The 18480-nt window shown below is 54.2% G+C and carries 14 protein-coding genes; 6 read left to right on the top strand and 8 right to left on the bottom strand.

Annotation, left to right across the window (positions count from 1 at the left end):
- Positions 1 to 156 precede the first annotated feature (156 nt).
- Both R3C20_02595 and R3C20_02590 read right to left on the bottom strand, forming a co-directional pair.
- Complete coding sequence (locus R3C20_02595) at positions 157 to 3546, bottom strand: efflux RND transporter permease subunit (GenBank protein MEZ6039366.1); 3390 nt, start codon at positions 3544 to 3546, stop codon at positions 157 to 159.
- Positions 3547 to 3615: 69 nt separating this feature from the next.
- A complete protein-coding gene (locus tag R3C20_02590; GenBank protein ID MEZ6039365.1) occupies positions 3616 to 4716 on the bottom strand; it encodes an efflux RND transporter periplasmic adaptor subunit in 1101 nt (366 codons plus the stop codon).
- 359 nt (positions 4717 to 5075) lie between these two features.
- On the opposite strand from R3C20_02590, the gene R3C20_02585 reads away from it, so the two are divergent.
- From R3C20_02585 to R3C20_02575, 3 genes are all read left to right on the top strand, one after another.
- On the top strand, positions 5076 to 6179 hold the full coding sequence (locus R3C20_02585) for a glucose 1-dehydrogenase (protein ID MEZ6039364.1): 1104 nt from the start codon (positions 5076 to 5078) through the stop codon (positions 6177 to 6179).
- Positions 6180 to 6239: 60 nt separating this feature from the next.
- Complete coding sequence (locus R3C20_02580; GenBank protein ID MEZ6039363.1) at positions 6240 to 7814, top strand: aldehyde dehydrogenase (NADP(+)); 1575 nt, start codon at positions 6240 to 6242, stop codon at positions 7812 to 7814.
- A gap of 65 nt (positions 7815 to 7879) precedes the next feature.
- Positions 7880 to 9283, top strand: coding sequence for an RtcB family protein (locus R3C20_02575; protein ID MEZ6039362.1), 1404 nt, complete (start codon positions 7880 to 7882; stop codon positions 9281 to 9283).
- 54 nt (positions 9284 to 9337) lie between these two features.
- On the opposite strand, the gene R3C20_02570 is transcribed toward R3C20_02575, so the two are convergent.
- Complete coding sequence (locus tag R3C20_02570) at positions 9338 to 9607, bottom strand: hypothetical protein (GenBank protein MEZ6039361.1); 270 nt, start codon at positions 9605 to 9607, stop codon at positions 9338 to 9340.
- A 66-nt stretch (positions 9608 to 9673) separates the two neighbouring features.
- On the opposite strand from R3C20_02570, the gene R3C20_02565 reads away from it, so the two are divergent.
- Positions 9674 to 10216, top strand: coding sequence for a DUF2062 domain-containing protein (locus R3C20_02565; protein MEZ6039360.1), 543 nt, complete (start codon positions 9674 to 9676; stop codon positions 10214 to 10216).
- A 7-nt stretch (positions 10217 to 10223) separates the two neighbouring features.
- On the opposite strand, the gene R3C20_02560 is transcribed toward R3C20_02565, so the two are convergent.
- The 5 genes from R3C20_02560 to R3C20_02540 form a co-directional block, all read right to left on the bottom strand.
- On the bottom strand, positions 10224 to 10958 hold the full coding sequence (locus R3C20_02560; protein ID MEZ6039359.1) for a hypothetical protein: 735 nt from the start codon (positions 10956 to 10958) through the stop codon (positions 10224 to 10226).
- Positions 10959 to 11390: 432 nt separating this feature from the next.
- On the bottom strand, positions 11391 to 12356 hold the full coding sequence (truB, locus tag R3C20_02555; GenBank protein MEZ6039358.1) for a tRNA pseudouridine(55) synthase TruB: 966 nt from the start codon (positions 12354 to 12356) through the stop codon (positions 11391 to 11393).
- 7 nt (positions 12357 to 12363) lie between these two features.
- The gene (locus tag R3C20_02550; GenBank protein MEZ6039357.1) at positions 12364 to 13986 is read right to left on the bottom strand and encodes a CTP synthase; all 1623 of its coding nucleotides are present in this window, start codon (positions 13984 to 13986) and stop codon (positions 12364 to 12366) included.
- 310 nt (positions 13987 to 14296) lie between these two features.
- Entirely contained in the window at positions 14297 to 15247 is a 951-nt protein-coding gene (locus R3C20_02545) for a metallophosphoesterase (protein ID MEZ6039356.1), read from the bottom strand.
- 134 nt (positions 15248 to 15381) lie between these two features.
- A complete protein-coding gene (locus R3C20_02540; GenBank protein ID MEZ6039355.1) occupies positions 15382 to 15903 on the bottom strand; it encodes a hypothetical protein in 522 nt (173 codons plus the stop codon).
- Positions 15904 to 16177: 274 nt separating this feature from the next.
- Here R3C20_02540 and R3C20_02535 point away from each other — a divergent pair, with 274 nt between their 5' ends.
- Positions 16178 to 17131, top strand: a complete 954-nt coding sequence (locus R3C20_02535) for an alpha/beta hydrolase-fold protein (protein MEZ6039354.1) — start codon at positions 16178 to 16180, stop codon at positions 17129 to 17131.
- 125 nt (positions 17132 to 17256) lie between these two features.
- Positions 17257 to 18477 carry a glucose-1-phosphate adenylyltransferase gene (gene glgC, locus R3C20_02530; protein MEZ6039353.1) on the top strand — a complete coding sequence of 407 codons (1221 nt, stop codon included), beginning with the start codon at positions 17257 to 17259 and terminating at the stop codon, positions 18475 to 18477.
- The last annotated feature ends 3 nt before the right edge of the window (positions 18478 to 18480 follow it).

Genomic DNA, 18480 nt, shown 5'->3' with positions numbered 1-18480 from the left:
GTGGTCAGTTTCACGCACGGTGAGAGAAAAGAACATCCATCAAGACACGCCGCTGCCTGATCGAAACCATTGGAACGCATTCTTCAGTGAAGTCACTCGATGCACGCATACCAGCGCCAAATATCGGACGAGATCCACATTGATCGCTGCATTTCATCAGTCGCGGACCTGTTTTCGGGGTCCGTAAATCAACCAATACACGACAGGAATGACGAACAGCGTAAACAGAGTTGAAGTCACGATTCCAAAAATCACCGACCAGGCAAGGCCGGAAAATATCGGATCCAGTGTGATCACCCAGTTTCCCAGAAGGGTTGTTCCAGCGGTCAGAAGGATGGGCCGAGTTCGGATCGCGACACTGCGGATGATTGCTTCTTTCAGCGGATGCCCTTCCTGCATTCCCAAATGAATGAAATCAATCAGGACGACAGAATTACGCACCACGATTCCCGCCAGCGCGATCATCCCAATCATCGCTGTGGCGGTAAAAAAGACAGGGTTCGGATAGCCATCGACAGGTTTGTTGACGACAGCATTCAGGAACCAGAATCCCGGCATAATTCCGATCAGAGTGAGCGGGATTGACAACATCATCACGGGTGGCAAAACGCGGCTACCGGTCTGAAACATCAAAACCATGAAAATGCCAATCAGGGCCGCGGCAAACGCCAGGCCGAGGTCACGGAAGACATCCAGCGTGATCTGCCATTCGCCTTCGCCTGCCCATTCAACCTCAATCCCCTCGGGAACCTGCCACTCATCTCCGCCTCCCCTTGCCAGCCATGTCCGACTTTCGACATCACGGGCTTTGCGATCAGCTTCCGGAGGCAAATTCACCCCGGAGTTCCTTTGATCGGTTTGCATATCAATGATGGCATCCGCTGGAGCACGTCCTGCGACTTCGCCGTAAACAAAAACGACCCGTTTCAGATTCTTGTGATAGATGGTCTTGTCTTCAATCACCTGGTGAAACGATCCGATTGCCCCCAGCTGCACCAAAGCTCCTCCATCTCCCGGAACATAAAGCTCTCGCAGATCATCCAGTGCAGATCTCTGCTGGCGAGGAAGTCGTAGTTGAACATTCAGAGGATCGATTTCACGAGACTGATGCAGGATGGTGGCATTCAGGCCGTTCAGCGCAGCCCCCAGCGTCGACACGACTGTCTGCGTCGACACGCCGCTCATCGCTGCTTTGGGTTTGTCGACCTCAAATACCCATTTCTGCTGATCGTCTTCGGCACTGATGTCGACATCTTCGATGAACGGCTCCCGCTCCAGACGACCTGCAACCAGCCTGGACGCGGCAATCAGTTCTGCGTAGGCCATATCATCTCGCCCGTAAACCTCCGCCGTAATCGTAGCAAGCACCGGGGGCCCGGGCGGAACCTCAACGAGCTTCAGATTTGCGTGGAATCGGCTGGACAGTTCCTTCATATCATTCCGAATGCGAAGAATGAGTTCATGAGACTGTTGAACTCGCAGGTCCTTCGAAACGAGATTGAATCGGATGTCCGCGACATTTGAACCGGACCGAAGAAAGTAATGACGAACCATGCCATTGAAATCCATCGGCGATGAAGTTCCCACCGTAACACAGTAGTTGGTAACTTCAGCTTCAGCGGCTACATGCAAAGCGACTTCCCTTGCGACACTTTCCGTTCTTTCCAGCGTGGTGCCTTCCGGCATGTCGACAATAATCTGAAACTCATTCTTGTTGTCATACGGCAACATCTTCAGGGGAACCATCCGCAAAGCCGGCAGCAAACAGGCAGCAGCAAACAAGACGGCCGTGCCGGCAAGAACCGCCCAGCTGATCCATCGTTTCTCCAGCATGGGTGTCAGTAACCAGCGAAAAATCCGATACAGCGGCCGAGCCGTGATATCAAATTCATCGTCCGGATTTGCATCGTCCATCATTCTTCGAAGTGCGACCATGGCCAGCCAGGGCGTCAGGACGAATGCGACAACCGTTGACATGGAAACGGTCAATGGGACATTCAATGCCATCGGCGCCATGTACGGTCCCATCATGCCCGTAATGAACGCCATGGGAAGAAAACTGGCAATGATCGCCAGCGTCGACAGTAACAAAGCCGGACGCACTTCCTGAACTGCCCTGAGCACCGATTGACGTGGCGGAAGCACGCGCAGTGCGAAGTAGCGAGCGATGTTTTCGACATCGGTAATGGGGTCATCGACAAGCAGCCCCAGCGACAGAATCAACGCAAACATGGTAACTCGGTTGATTGTGTAGCCAGCCATCAGGTTAATGAACAGTGTCAGGCTGTAACAAACAGGAATCGCCAACGCGACAACCAGAGCTGCACGCCAACCCAGAAATACTCCGATGAACACGATCACTGTCAGAACCGCAACCGCAAGTCCCTCGACCAGTTCGTTCACCTTATCGTCTGCCGTTTCGCCGTAGTCTCGTGTAATTTGATAATGAACTCCGTCCGGTAACCATTGCCTGGACAATTCTTCCAGACGATCTTTGACCGCATCGGCTACCCAAACCGCATTGCTGCCTTTCTGCTTGGCAACAGCAATCTGTACTGCAGGAAAGACGTCGTGTGGCTGGCGTGAAACTTCATTCTCATGTGCAGGCCCGAACCCCAGCCAGCTGTATGTGGTTGATTCCGCAGGACCGTCTCTGATGACGGCAACATCATGAAGATGCACAGGACGATCACTCGAAAGTCCGACGACCAGTCGGCCAAGCTCCTGAGTGTCCTGAACGAATCGACCTGCATCGACCACAAACGATTGCTCCAGCTGATCGAATGAACCGACCTGCTGATTCACATTGGAGACCTGCAGGGCCTTCGCAATCTGCAGGATGGAAACCTGCCGGGCAGCCATCGCAGACGGATTTACTTCAACGCGAATTTGTCTTGGCCGACCGCCAACAACCCAGACGCGATTGGTCTGATTAATGGCCTGTAATTCGTTCTGGAATTGCTCGGCCAGTCGCCGCAGTTCGAAATCACCATACTGATCCGTGCGATCTGTCCACAAGGTCGCAACAAGGATCGGAACATCGTCGACTTCGATTGGTTTCACCACCCACCCGGATACACCAGGCGTAATCTGGTCGACGTTCGACTGCAACTTGTTGTAGAGCTTGATCAGCGAATCCTCGCGATCTTCGCCAACGTAGAATCGCACCGTAACGACCGACTGCCCCGGACGCGACATCGAATAAACATACTCGACGCCATCGATCTGGTAGAGCATTTTCTCGACGCGACTTGTGACTTGCTGTTCGACTTCTTCCGCAGACATCCCTGGCGCAGAGATCAGCACATCCGCCATAGGAACTACGATTTGAGGCTCTTCTTCCCGTGGAGTCAGCCAAAGGGACACGGCTCCAAGAATCAGAGAGACGATCGTCAGCAGAATCGCAACGTCTCCCCGCAAAAAAACCTCGACGAGCCGTGTCATCACTGACGAGCTGTCACTGGTAGTGGCCTGTTCAGCCGTCGCGACAGCGGCGAGATCATGACCGGGCATAGAATCTGAAATCGGGGAGGGCTGATCCGTCACGACGTCTTGCCTTTACTGTTGACTCAAACCGGAAACCGGAACACGCACCGCCGAAGAGATGCACGAGCACTATTCAGAGTCCACTCGTGCATTCCGAAGAACAACACGTTCTCCTGCGGACAAGCCGCTCAGCACTTCGACACGGCCGGGAATTCCGACCTGACCGGTTCGAATCAGTCGTCGCTCAAGAGTCTGATCGTCACGAACAACGTTGACAAACTGAAGCTGGCCGACTTCCTGAACGGCCGCTTCGTTCAAACAGAGATGCTGACGCTCACCCGCGGGGATCAGGAGTCGGCCGAACATGCCCTCATACAAGTCCTCTGTACGAGGAATGATTGCTTTCACAAGGAACGTGCGACTGGGCGCATCGGCCTGCGGCACGATTTCGTCAATCGTCGCCGTCACTTCGCGATCCAGAGCGTCGATACGAGCCACCAGTTCCTGACCTGGCTTCAGCCGAATGGCCAGTGATTCCATTACCGGAGCCTCAAGCCGCAAAGATTCGGCATCGTAAACCACCAGCAACGGTCGTCCGGGCTGAGCGGTGTCTCCGGGTTCCGCCAGCCGATCAACAACGCGTCCTGCCCGTGGTGCTCGGATGGTCGCGTACGACAATACGATTCGGGCCGATTCGATGGCTTCCTTTGCTCCCGCAGCCTGAGCCGTCGCGATGTCGTAACGACTCTGCGCGGCATCCAGCGCCGACTGGACTCCCGCATTTCTTTCTCGCAGTTGCCGTTCTCGATCAAGATCTATTCTGGCCTGCGACAATGCCGCATCAGCCGACATTGCAGCCTGCTCGGCCTGCTTCAGTCGCGACTCCAGTTCCTCGCGGTCCAGCTCGATCACAATGTCATCCGCATTCACGATTGCCCCGGCAGTCACAAGCACCTTTTCAATGCGGGCCAGAATGCGAGCTGAAATCTCTGTCCGGCCAGCAGCCTTCAGGGTCCCAACGGACTCTTCGATATCGTCCCTGACGACTTCATGAACGGTATCGGTGTCTTCCCCGTTCAGCCGCGCAGCTTCAGTTGCAACCCGACCGGGCGGAATCTTGTCCGTGAATGCTCCGGCCAGCCACGCGATCATCGCGAGCAAACCGATCATCCCAACCAGCCCCGCCAATGCCCGCATCAGAACAGACGACGTTCTTGATTCACGATTCATAAGACTCATCCTGTTTCTCACATCTTTGATCCATCTGCCAGGCAGCATGAATTGTGCCATACCTGCTCAAGCCCGGACGTCGATAGCCCAATCACTGATCGAATGGCAGGAATTCTCATCCGAGTCGCTGCGACGGGGGGTCGATTGACGCCACTAGTCAGCCTCATAGAATCCGCCTGCCATTTCGCACACGAGCAGTTGTCGGTCATCTCCGATTCTGCCCACCTTCACCTCGTGCGTAGTTGCACACTCCAGACTCATCGCCGCACACTTCCAGTTTCTTAAAACTCCGGATTCGCTCTGCCTGGTCCGGATATCAATCCAGTATTTGTTCGTGTTCTGCTTGAAAGTTGATTGAGATGAAAGCCATCGCTGTCCGACCGGGTACCCCCAATAGCGTGCATCTGGCAGATCTTGCGAAGCCCGCTGTCACGGATATCCCCGATGGTCGAGGCGTCCTGGTTCGAGTGCTGAAGGTCGGCGTCGACGCAACCGATCGGGAAATTAACGATGCGCTGTATGGGAATGCACCGGATGGCTATGACTTTCTGGTGATTGGGCATGAATGCTTTGGCATTGTGGAAGAAGTCGGTCCGGCAGTCACGCGAGTGAATGTCGGCGACTACGTCACGTGCACGGTACGTCGGCCTGGTGGCTCTATCTACGACAAGATTGGGCGATCCGATATCACCAGCGAAGAACAGTACTACGAACGCGGCATCAATCTGCGGCACGGTTACCTGACCGAATACTTCGTGGATGACGAAGAATTCGTTGTACGTATGCCCGTCGGCCTGAAACATCTTCACGTTCTGGCCGAACCCATGAGCTGCGCTGCAAAGGCGGTTGAACAGGCCTTTCTCGCTCAGAAACGGCTTCAAGTCTGGGAACCCAGAACGGCATGGGTGACGGGAGCGGGGCAGATTGGTCTGCTTTCAACTCTCATCCTGCGACTGCGCGGTATTCAGGTCTTCACGCTTGCTCGAGGAAAAAAACCTAATCTGAAAGCGGAGATCGCAGAAGGCTTCGGTTCCACCTACGTCAGCACATCAGAAACATCAATGAAGGAACTGGCTTCCCGGAACGGAAAACCCGACCTGATCGTTGAAGCCACCGGCAGCAGTGCGATTGCTTTTGAAGCCATGGAACACCTGGGACACAATGGCTGCGTGGTCTGGACCAGCATCACGGGTGGACAACGGAAAGTCGAAGTGCCCAGCGACAACCTGAATCTGAACTGGGTACTGGGAAACAAGTTGCTGCTCGGATCCGTGAATGCCAACTTCCGACACTTTGAATCCGGCATCGCCGACCTGGCACTCGGTGAAGTCACATGGCCGGGCGTCATCGAGAAGATCCTCACCACGCCTGTGGATGGTTTGGACAATTACAAGGAAATGATGCGTCTGCTGGTCGAAGACCGCGACGCACTCAAAGTCTATGTCAATGTCGCAGAAGGCTGATACCCGGCGGCTTCCCGACTTCAACGAATCACTCAACAGACCATCGAAAGCAAAACAGTCATGACACAACCCGTACTGATCAACGGCCAGTGGAAAACCAGTTCCGGTACAAAGACCTTCCAGGCAGTCAATCCGGCAACAGAACAGCCGATGCCACAGGTTTTCCCGGTCAGTCCCTGGTCCGAAATCAGCGAAGCGCTGGAGGCCGCAGCCGCGGTTTCACGCGAAACACGCGGCTGGTCAGGAGTACGATTCGCAGAGTTTCTCGAAAGTTACGCCCGTCAAATTGAATCACGATCCGACGCCCTGGTCGAAGCAGCACATGCCGAAACAGCTTTACCCGTCAGCCCGCGTTTGAAAGATGGCGAGCTGCCTCGCACCATTAACCAGCTGCGACAGGCCGCCAAAGCAGCGCGGGAGCAATCATGGTGTCACCCTGTCATCGACACCACCTCGGGAATTCGGTCCGTCTTCGGTCCCATTGGGCCTGTGGTTGTTTTTGGCCCCAATAACTTTCCATTTGCGTTCAATGGAATTGCCGGCGGTGATTTCGCGGCAGCCATCGCGGCCGGTAATCCAGTCATCGCCAAGGGACACTCGTGTCACCCCGAAACCACCCGACTTTTCGCGGAAGCCGCCCTGGCAGCGATTGAGGAAACAGGGATGCCCAAAGCGCTTGTCCAGCTGATTTACCGGACAAGTCATGAAGATGGTTACAAACTGGTGTCCGATCATCGCATCGCCGCCGCCGGCTACACCGGCGCGCGTCAGACAGGCCTGAAACTCAAAGCCGCCGCCGATGCCGCTGGCAAGCCAATCTATCTCGAGCTTTCCAGCATCAATCCGGTTTTCATTCTGTCCGGCGCTCTTGCAGAACGTTCTGACGCTATTGCCGATGAATTCGCCGGAAGCTGCCTCATGGGAACCGGCCAGTTCTGCACAAATCCCGGTGTCGTCGTTTTGCCCACGGGCGAAGCAGGGGAATCATTCCTGAAAGCAGTGGCTGAACGATTCACGACGGCCCCGGTTGGCACCATGCTGGCCGAAGGCGTCCGTTCCAGCTTTTCGTCCGGAGTTCAAACAATTGTTAACGCCGGAGCCACAGTTGTCACGGGAGGACAACCGGGAGGCGGAAAAGGAGTCTGTTTTCAGAATACATTGCTTCGCGTTTCCGGCGAACAGTTTCTGAATGACCCGGCGATTTTTCAGACCGAAGCATTCGGGAATGGTTCCCTGTTCGTCTTCGCCAGCACCGCGAAACAAATGGCCGACATCGCTGAAGCTCTGGAGGGCAATCTGACGGGTTGTATCTATACGGACAATGCAGGCAGTGATGACACCGAATACGCGATGATTGCTCCCGCACTTCGGACAAAAGTGGGCCGTCTGCTGAATGACAAAATGCCGACAGGCGTCGCGGTTAGCCCGGCCATGAATCATGGCGGACCATTTCCGGCGACCGGCCATCCGGGCTTCACATCCGTCGGCATTCCCGCCGCGGTTTCACGTTTCGGCATGCTGCAGTGCTACGACGCTGTCCGCCCATCACGATTACCAGCCATCCTGCAGGATAAGAATCCTGGCGGTGTCTGGCGCAATATTGATGGGAAATGGACCACCGGAGATGTTGATTAACTTTTGAATTTTACAGCCGCAAAATCCAGCGAACATTCACGGGATCGCTGGTGTCGAGGCTCGTCATGAATGCTCGACAACTGGAAAAATTCGGAATCCCGCGTGCAGCGTCGAATGCTGCCATCATTGCCATCCAGCAGTTGATTCAATCCGGCACTGTTCGTCGGAGGGATATTAAGCAAAAACTGCGTCAGATCGCTGTCTCACCGGAATTGTTCCTTGGTGACCCCATTCTTGACGCGCTCGCGAAAGAACTTCGCCAGATTGAAGGTCCTTACGACGGTCCGCTGCCCACCGGCGACGTTCCCGAATACAAGGTTTGGGGCAGCCAGATTGATCAGGCTGCACACCACCAGATGGACAATGCGTGTCATCTGCCAGGGGTTGTTGCGGCCGCTTTAATGCCGGATGCCCATGTTGGATACGGACTGCCAATTGGCGGCGTTCTGGCCGTTCGAAATGCGGTCATCCCTTATGCCGTTGGCGTTGACATCGCATGCCGAATGAAACTCAGCGTGCTCGACATCCCCGTGGAGACCATGGAGAAACGCCCCGAGCATTTCCGAAATGCACTCTTGAACGGGACACATTTTGGCATGGGTGTCAGTCGACCCAAACCAACCAGTCATCCCGTCATGGATGAAGACTGGACAGTGACCCGCGTCACTCGCGAAAACAAGGATCGCGCAAGGAGACAACTGGGGACATCCGGTTCCGGAAACCACTTCGTCGAATTCGGCGTGCTAAGCGTTACGGAATACACGGAGGATCTGCAGCTCGCACCCGGTCGATACACCGCGTTAATGAGTCACAGCGGAAGTCGTGGCAGTGGCGCCTCTGTCTGCTCGACTTATTCTAACATTGCGCGTCGCAAACTGGACAAACGCTGGCAACATGTCGACCGCCTCGCATGGCTGGAGATGGATTCAGACGCTGGCCAGGAATACTGGTCCGCCATGAACCTCATGGGAAAATACGCGTCAGCCTGCCACGACGTTATCCATCGAACCGTCACCTCGCTGCTGGGTGCGAGAACGATGTCAGCCGTTGAAAACCACCACAACTTTGCATGGATCGAAGAGCACCAGGGCGAAACAGTGGTCGTTCACCGAAAAGGGGCAACGCCAGCAGGAGATGGCGTCCTGGGCGTCATCCCAGGTTCAATGGCCGATCCAGCCTTCGTCGTTCGCGGAAAAGGGAATTCTGAAAGTCTGCAATCCGCAGCTCATGGAGCGGGACGCCGAATGTCTCGAAGGCAGGCGACAAACAAGTACAACTTTCGAGCTGTCCAGAAGTCGCTCGCTGCAAGAGGAATTGAGATTCTGTCGGCAGGGGCCGACGAAGTTCCGATGGTGTACAAGAACATCGAGCAGGTCATGGCAGATCAGTCTGATCTTGTGGAATCCATCGCCCGCTTCGACCCGCGCATCGTTCGGATGTGTGGCGATGGAAGCAGAGCAGAAGACTGAAGGCGCTTGGGAAGAAGACTTCGCTCCCGGACAACAGACGCCGCCGCTGCAATTCTACGTAAGCCTTAAGAATCGGGGACTGCCTCGCGATTCCATTTCCGAAAACACCAGTAAAGACGATTCTGCCGACTTTTCCGTGTCATCACAGTGAAAGTCCACCGGCCTGAACTGCCGCCCTTTGGCACTGACGACCCGAAATTCCGGCGTCCATCCATAAATGCGTTCGACGCTTTCTGTTTTGGGCTCATCGTCGCCGCGATAAAAGCTCGATCTCCCCATTAATGCTTCGCAGAAGTCGCCGTATTCTGTTTTTTTGTACGCCACTCTCGCCCACATAAGCCAGGCTTGTGAAGCACAGCGATCGCTGACAGGACCAAGCTGAGGGTTTGCATGCTGGCATCATTGAAAAAACGACTTCAATTGAGCTTGCGGTTCAGCCTGCGCGATATCCTGAAACAGGATGATTGCCCCCGCGCTGTGGCACTCGGTGTTTCCGTTGGCATCTTTATCGGCATGACGCCCACCGTTGGGGGGCAAATGGCGATCGTACTGCTGTTCGCCTGGATGACCAGACGACTCTTTCGATTTAATCGACCAGCTGCATTGATGGCGGTCTACGTATCGAACCCGTTCACGATTCTCCCGCTTTACTATGCACAATATCGCACGGGAGCAGCCCTTGTCGGTGGTCACACATCAATCACGCAAATCGAGCAACTCTTATTCTCATCCGATGGTTGTTGCGTGAAGTTCCAGAGAATGTGTGTGGAGATTGGATCACCGTTGCTTGTTGGAACCGCCATATTCGCCGTCGTTGGCAGTTTGACCGCTTATCCTGCCACACAACTTCTTCTGCATTGGTACCACTCGAAACCAGCCGGAGCCCCCGCGAGTTGCCGTACGCCCGAAATTCGCCGCCTTGTTCGACGGTGACAGGCGATTAGTCCGAGGCAGGATTTGTACGTTGAAGGAAACGGATGATTCCGTTCAATAGCCTCGCATTTTGTTCGTAGCTTTCGCACCGGTGACAGATTCTCAAACAGCCACCATTGGCCAGACATTCGCGCCAACCGTCGGGAAGCCGCCATGCCCCCTTCGAACCGCGGACCACAATCATCGGGCGAATCGATCGAAATCGCAGTTGCCCAATCCATTCGACAAGACAACGGGATGTCCGAAAGCAATCCCGGGAATCAGTCAGCAGCGTGTCCGTTGGAACAAAAAGGCGAATTCCACTGTCAGCGACCAGCACTGCACTTCGCAAAAGACCGTCCCGCACGATCCGTTCGGCATGGTTATATGTGTGAAGACCTCTGTTACCTGGCAGCACGATGATAGAGGCAGCATTCAGCAATGACGCTGTTTCGACTGCGCGTTGTACATCCGCAACAGCATCGTCGAAACTTGGCCAGATCGCACCGGTGAAGCCTCCCGCAAATCCGAGACAGCTCACGGAAATCCCGTGATCGTCCAGGACTTCTCGAATCGCAAGTTCTCCGATCAGATGGGCCTGCTGGCGCCGCACAGCCACAAATCTGATGCCGTGGCGTTCGAGTGAGACAGCTTCGGTCGCAAGTTCCTCAAACGAACGCGCTTGAAGCGGTCGGGCCACCGACAAACGAGACAAGACAGAAACACCCGTCTTGCTCGGCAGGTCTTCCAGGAATACGTCCATGTGTATCGGGGAAGTCGTAAATCAGGTAGATCGATAAAGTTTCGCTCAGGAACAGGCACGACCAGCGTCACGCCGTTTTCAAGAGCAACCGAAGAGCGCCGAATCCTTCCAAGCTGAGCCAAACGGCCTGATGACTAAGAAGATCTGTCGCCGTTGCGGAGTCTCACCGATCCTTCAGTCACTGTAAACATTGCCACGGGTTGCTTCTGAAAACTCTGCTGAATCGTGCAAAATCACGAAAAACATTTCCGTGGGATCAATCGTCAGCCTTCACAACGGGGGATCCCGGTTGCCATCAGACGGATTGGACGCATGTTTGTACCGAGACACGCCGGAATTCTCAGTCCAGACGGAGAATCGGCGACAGAACGAAAGGCCATCGCGTCGGCCCGTTCGAAACCTTGTTACTGACAACGTCCGGATGGGGCATCATCAGGGGCGAACGAAGACAAGTCTTGGATGGATCGTTTTCATTGAGCGTGAGATTTCTCCAACTGCCCAAAGCTGTCCATCCTCTTCCCCCCACAAGGCAACCTGCTCGTGATCAGGAGGTCCATCTTCGGTAGATGGACCAGCAATCCGACTGCGATCGATGAGCACCAGGCGATCGCGATCGACCGGGACGGCCTTGCCACAGAGCAACATAGTGCGATCGGCATCCGTACATCGGTACTGTGACAGGGCATTGGTAATTGTTGATGCCGGCTCAAGATGATCCTGAAGTGTTTCGGTGGAAATTGTGTCCGCATCCAGTGCTTCGGTGATCGAAAATCGTCCGACGCGTGTCCGGACAAGTCGACTCATTAATCCGCCGCACCCCAGCGCCTCACCTAGATCTCTTGCAATCGAACGGATGTACGTCCCGGAGCCGCAGGACACTTTGACCGTCAGCTGGGGCCATTCATAGCGAATGATCTCAATGGAATCGATCTGTACTTCCCTGGCGACCAATTCAACGGCTTCTCCTCTGCGAGCCAGGTCATAAGCTCTTCGGCCATTGACGTGGACTGCAGAGAATGATGGCGGCACCTGCGCAATACTTCCCGTCATTTGATCCAGTGCAGCCTGCACGGATTTTCTCGCTGGGGGACTGGCCTTCAGTTCGACGCTGGCCACTTCGCCCGTTATGTCGTCTGTATTGCTGGTTTGGCCAAGGAGAAAATCGGCTTCATAGACCTTTGTCGTATCCTGCAGGTATGAGATCAGTCGCGTCGCCGGACCTACACAGACCAGCAGGACACCGGTCGCCATCGGATCCAGCGTCCCTGCATGACCACACTTTTCGGGACGGACCAGCTTCTGAACCCGATTGACGACATCACGCGAAGTGATGCCTTCCGGCTTATTAATATTTATGACGCCGAACAACGCCGCATTTCGGTTTACTGAACGATCCATGAAGTCCTCAGGTTGCCGAATTTGTTCGCAGGTGATGTCGCTCCAGAGAAGCTTCGATGAAGCTTCTGAACAGCGGATGCGCGTTATGAGGCTGGGACTTAAATTCAGGATGATACTGGACGGCAATAAACCACGGATGTGACTGCAGTTCGACGATCTCGACCAGGGTACCGTCGGGGCTCGTACCCACAGGAATCAGTCCTGCCTCAACGAATGCCGCTCGATAATTGGGGTTAAACTCGTATCGGTGTCGGTGGCGTTCAGACACTTCCTGGGCTCCGTAGGCAGCCTCAGCCCGACTTCCGGCCTTCAACGCGCAAGGCATCGCACCCAGACGCATTGTTCCACCTTTGTAATTCACATCCTTCTGAGCCTCCAGAAGACAAATGACCGGATTCTGGGTTTCGGCAGAAAACTCACTGCTGTTGGCATCTTCAAGTCCCAGTACGTTGCGGGCATACTCAATCACTGCGCACTGCATGCCAAGACAGATACCGAAGAACGGGATATTGTTTTCGCGAGCGAACTGAATTGCCTGAATCTTGCCTTCGATCCCGCGCATCCCAAATCCACCAGGCACCAGGAGTCCGTCGACACCTTTCAACAAGAGCTCCGGTCCCTGACGTTCAAGATCTTCCGCCTCAATTCGCTTAACAATGACCTGAGCGGAGTTGGCGAATCCAGCATGGTCAAGTGATTCGTAAATAGATTTGTATGCGTCGCGGTGCTCGATGTATTTGCCGACAACGGCAATAGTGACTTCATTCCGCGGATTTCGAATGCGATGGATAAGTTCGCGATAGTCGTCCATCTGCAATGGACCGGCCTGCATACCAAGTTTCTCGATGATCAGCTCATCGATTCCGTGTTCCACGAGTCCAATCGGAACTTCGTAGATGGAATATTCTTTGTCGACCTCTTCGATCACCGCCCGCTTCTCAACGTTACAGAACAACGCGATCTTGTCGGTGTGTTCACGACCAATCGGCCGTTCCGTTCTGACGATCAGGATATCCGGCTGGATCCCAATTTCTCGCAGTTGCTGAACGCTGTGTTGAGTCGGCTTGGTTTTTGCTTCTCTCGCTGCCTTCAAATACGGTACGAGCGTCAAATGAATGAAAAGGCAGTTCTGCTTGCCGATGTCGAGTGGTATTTGACGAATGGCTTCAAGAAAAGGAAGCCCTTCAATATCCCCGACTGTTCCACCGAGCTCCGTAATGACAACATCGACGTCAGGCGTGGCGAGCCGTCGGATACAGGATTTGATCTCGTCGGTGATATGAGGAACCACCTGCACTGTGCGTCCCAGGTATTCTCCGCGCCGTTCTTTGTCGATGACCGTCTGGTAAATCTGCCCCGTCGTGTAATTGGAATGCCGATCCAGCAGGCTTGTTGTGAATCGTTCATAATGCCCAAGGTCGAGATCCGTCTCTGATCCGTCATCAAGAACGTAGACTTCGCCGTGCTGAAATGGGCTCATTGTGCCCGGGTCTACGTTGATGTACGGGTCCAGTTTCTGCATCCGGACTCTAAGCCCGCGACGTTCGAGCAGCATCGCGATAGACGCCGATGTGAGGCCCTTGCCCAGCGAACTAACAACACCGCCAGTGACGAAAATGTGCCGAGTCATATTTTTGCCGCGATCTCTTCTGTCCGTTCGGATGCACAGTCTGTCGGGTGACGGCTCATGTGAGGCAGCGTCTTATCGAGGCCAGTTCCAATTGTGGCCGACTGTGAAAAGGGGTTCTTACAGGACAGAACCGTCCTCCTCAATGATTCCCCGCCGCATTCTCATTGAAGCATCCGAAATCCCTGGAACCCCGCGTTCTGAATTTCGGATATCCGATGCCAACAGGCGTTTTTCAGGCCGACCGTATTGACAAATTCAGACCCAGAGAACGCACATCCGCTGAGCGACTCGCATCGAGTCCGGAAAAGACTCACGACTCTGCAGCAGTGCATTTGATGGAAACAAATTTATCCGGCGACAGTTCCTGCTCACCATCGAATCGATAAGCGCAAAGAAAGCCGTCCTTTGCAATACTGTAATCCAGGCAGGCGACATTGCGTCTCAACGGTTGAGGCACCCTGTCAGGCATCCAGTAGTGCCCGAAAAAAACGGGGGGAGCGTCCTTTGGATAGGGGATTGGCACGGATCGTCGATTGAATGACGGTGGTATGGGTATGTCCTGGAGGGGCGATCGATCGATCGAAGGAAGTGAATATGTCCCCACAGTGTGCCCATCAGTTGGATCAAACCAGCGGATTCGAATCTGCCTTCGATGGCACCCTTCTTTGTCCGTTACCGTCAGTCCGTCGGGAAGTCTGAGTTCCGGGCCCTTCAGTACGCGTTCAACACTGTTAAACAGATCTGCTTCTTCATCCACGGCCAGTTCCAGCAGGCGTTCAGTAAAAGCGCCATGGTTCTGAATGTGCGAGTTGATGGTTGAAATGTCGCCGGGATCCCAACAGGCATGAACCACCCTCAGGCTCCCCATATCCAGCGCCACAGGAAGCGTCCTGAACCAGTCAATCGCCGATTCAAGTTCCTTCTGAGACAGCTGATCCAGTGTTGCCTTGTGCTGGTTTGTATTTCTGTCACTGTGCGATCGGAAAAACTCATTGGCCGCGCTGGATCTGGGCGTGTGAAAAGCGATAGCGTTGAATTCATGGTTGCCCATGACCGCCATCGCGCTTTCGTCCTGGACCATACCGCGAGCAATCGAAAGTACGTCGCGAATACGAGGTCCTCGATCAATGAAGTCGCCACAAAAGATGGCTCGCCTGTCTGGATGTCGATAGATCCCGTTGATTTCTCTGTAGCCCATCGTCTCCAGGAGCACAATCAGCTCGTCGGCATGGCCGTGAACGTCTCCGATGATGTCAAACATTTCTGATCTACTCGAATGGCAGCATTTGCTGCGTCTGAATTTCATGATGGGTCAAATGAAAAAGAACCGCCAGTGCAACCAGCGGTTCTCAACGAAAAACCCCATCAAATATGGATTCGACTGGAAGAGCCAGACTATTCAGCCTTCTTCTTCTTACCCTTGTTTTTCTTATTGCCGCCGTCCTTGCCCTTGCGTTGCTGAGGCAGTTTTTCCTGTTGTTCCGGAGTCAGAACCTTCTTCAGAGCCTCAACAATCTTCCCATTCAGCTCTGTCTGCTCACGTTGCAATGCTGTCAGCTTTTCCTTCTGTTCCGGAGTCAGGTTCATTGCATCCTGACCTGCCTTTCGAAGTTCACCAGCCGATTTGCCGGCATCCTTCGCGGCCTGGGTTGCTTCACGTTGCGCTTTCATCTGGTCCCGGGAGACGATCTCTGATCGCTTCTTGTTGAGGGCCTGAACTTTTTCCGCAAACTCTTTATCGATAGCGCTGATCTTTGTTTTCTGCTCCGCCGTCAGATCCATTCCGGCGACAAAACGCGCGGTCGCAGATGGAGCGGCCTGCTTCTTCTTGCCCTTTTGTCCTTTTTCGTCCGCGTTTGCACCTGAAACGCAGGCAGACAGTACGGCGGCACACACCAACAATTGGAACAGCTTCATACAACAACTCCGAAACGAAGGATCGGTAAGTCCTGAGACACAGTTTTCGGACCACAGCTCAGGAGAATCGCAGGCACAGCATTATCACCACAGTGGCTCGCAAAACTCAATCGTGGCAATCAAAATCCTTCTGCCAACCGAAAACCATTCGAAGATCACTCAGTCACCAGGTAGACGCCCGTCAACCCGGCACGTCAAACGTTCATCCGGGCGCCAGCAAGGTTGCGTTTTTCTTCGAGGTCCCCCCTGTCCAAATTTGAAACGGAAGACGAACATGAATTCGATTCGCACTGGCTTCATCCTATGGGTTTGCCTGGTCACTGCGATGTCGACCGTGCCGGATTTTTCAACATCCTGTTCCGGGGACGAAGACCCGGATGCCATCTACGTTCCTGGGCCGGATTCTCAGGTAGGCGATGTCCCTCATGGCGTCATTCACGAGTCCACGTGGAGCAGCCATATCTTTGAGGGCACAACGCGTGAATACTCGCTGTATATTCCGGCCCAGTATGATGAATCAGCGGCTGCCTGCCTGATGGTGTTTCAGGACGGACACGCTTATGTCGACCCCAATGGCCAGTTTCGCGTTCCTGTGGTCATGGATAATCTGATTCACAGAAAAGAAGTTCCAGTGACCGTCTGCCTGTTCATCAATCCCGGGCACAAGGGGGACACATTTCCCGAGAATCGCTGGAGAGCAAGCAATCGAAGTCTTGAGTACGACACGCTGAGCGACCAGTACGCACGATTCGTGATGGAAGAATTGTTGCCCCATGTTGTTCAGGAGCACGGTCTGAATCTATCAAACGATCCTGCGGATAGAGCGATCTGTGGTATCTCAAGCGGTGGGATCTGTGCGTTCACTGCGGCGTGGGAGCATCCCGAATGGTTCGGCAAAGTCTTGAGCCATGTTGGAAGTTTCACGAATATCAGGGGAGGGCACAATTACGAAGCGATGATTCGAAAAACCGACAGGAAACCCATTCGGATCTTTCTGCAGGATGGCTCCAATGATTTGAATAACCAGCACGGTAACTGGTGGCTGGCAAACCTGCAGATGGAATCCGCCCTGGCCTTTAAAGCCTATGATTTCAAATTTGTCGGTGGCACGGGAAAGCACAGCGGCAAACATGGTGGTGCAATTCTTCCGGATTCTCTCCGTTGGCTTTGGCGAGACCGAATTACTTCAGAGGTCAGGAAGTTGGATGATCGCCCTTTGCCTGAGTGAATCAAGAGACTTGTCAAAGTCGGATGCGGGACCATCTCTTGTGGATCCGAGCGACCACCTGATACAGTGCCGGTGCCCTGATTCAACGCAAATTGGAATGCGGCGACGTTGGCAAAGGAAGTAAAATGCACGATGTGCTGGCAGTAGTTCTGGCGGGTGGCAAAGGTTCGAGGCTGGATCCGCTCACGCGTGATCGCAGTAAGCCTGCTGTTCCGTTCGGTGGGTGTTTTCGAATTATCGACTTTACTCTTTCGAATTGCCTGAACAGCAGCATCCGAAAAATCCTGGTTGTTACGCAGTACAAGGCTGCCAGCCTTGAACGACATATTGAGCTGGGGTGGCATTTCCTGCCCGCAGAACTGGGGGAATTTGTCAGTATTCGTCCGCCGGAGCAACGAATTGACGACAATTGGTACCTCGGCACCGCCGACGCCATTTATCAGAACATCTACACAATCGAGAAAGTCCGTCCGCGACACATCGTCGTGCTGAGTGGTGATCACATTTACCGAATGGATTACCGCAAATTTGTACAGGATCACATCGCTGCGGGAGCTGACGCGAGCATCGCCTGCCTGCCGGTCCCGCTGGAAGACGGGGCTCGATTCGGAGTCATGCAAATCGATGAAGAAAACCGAGTCGTAAAGTTTCGCGAAAAACCTGCTGAACCGGATGCCATGCCGGGGCGCCCGGATACCTGCCTGGCATCCATGGGGATCTACGTTTTCAATACAGACTTCCTGTTCGAGCAACTTTGCATCGACGCCAATCAACCGGGCAGTAATCGAGATTTTGGGAAGAACATCATTCCGTCAATGATCGAATCGGCTCACGTGCATGCGTGGCTGTTTCAGGACAAAGACGGAAACCCGGAGTACTGGAAAGATGTTGGAACACTGACCTCATATTTTGAGGCAAACATGGATCTGGTTTCCGTGAAGCCCGACCTAAACCTGTACGACGCCGGATGGCCGATCAGGACTTATCAACCTCCACTGCCACCGCCGAAGTTCGTTTTCAACGACTTACACCCGAACACACCAAGGATCGGGCATGCAATGGACAGCCTGGTTTGCTCCGGAACCATCATCTCCGGTGGGGCGGTGGCTCGTTGTATTCTGTCGCCTCGCGTGAGAATCAACAGCTATTCAACGGTGACAGACTCCATCCTGTTTGAAGGGGTCGAGGTTGGAAGGCATTGCCGAATTCGTCGAACCATCATCGATAAAGGGGTCAAGGTACCGGACGGGACTGAGATCGGGATGAATCCCGAAACGGATCGCGCCCGAGGACTCACCGTAACGGATGATGGCATTGTGACCGTACCCGGCAATATTCGCTTTTAGACT

The organism is Planctomycetaceae bacterium (genome assembly GCA_041398825.1).
GTDB lineage: Bacteria > Planctomycetota > Planctomycetia > Planctomycetales > Planctomycetaceae > F1-80-MAGs062.
This window is presented reverse-complemented; position numbering and strand designations above follow the sequence as displayed.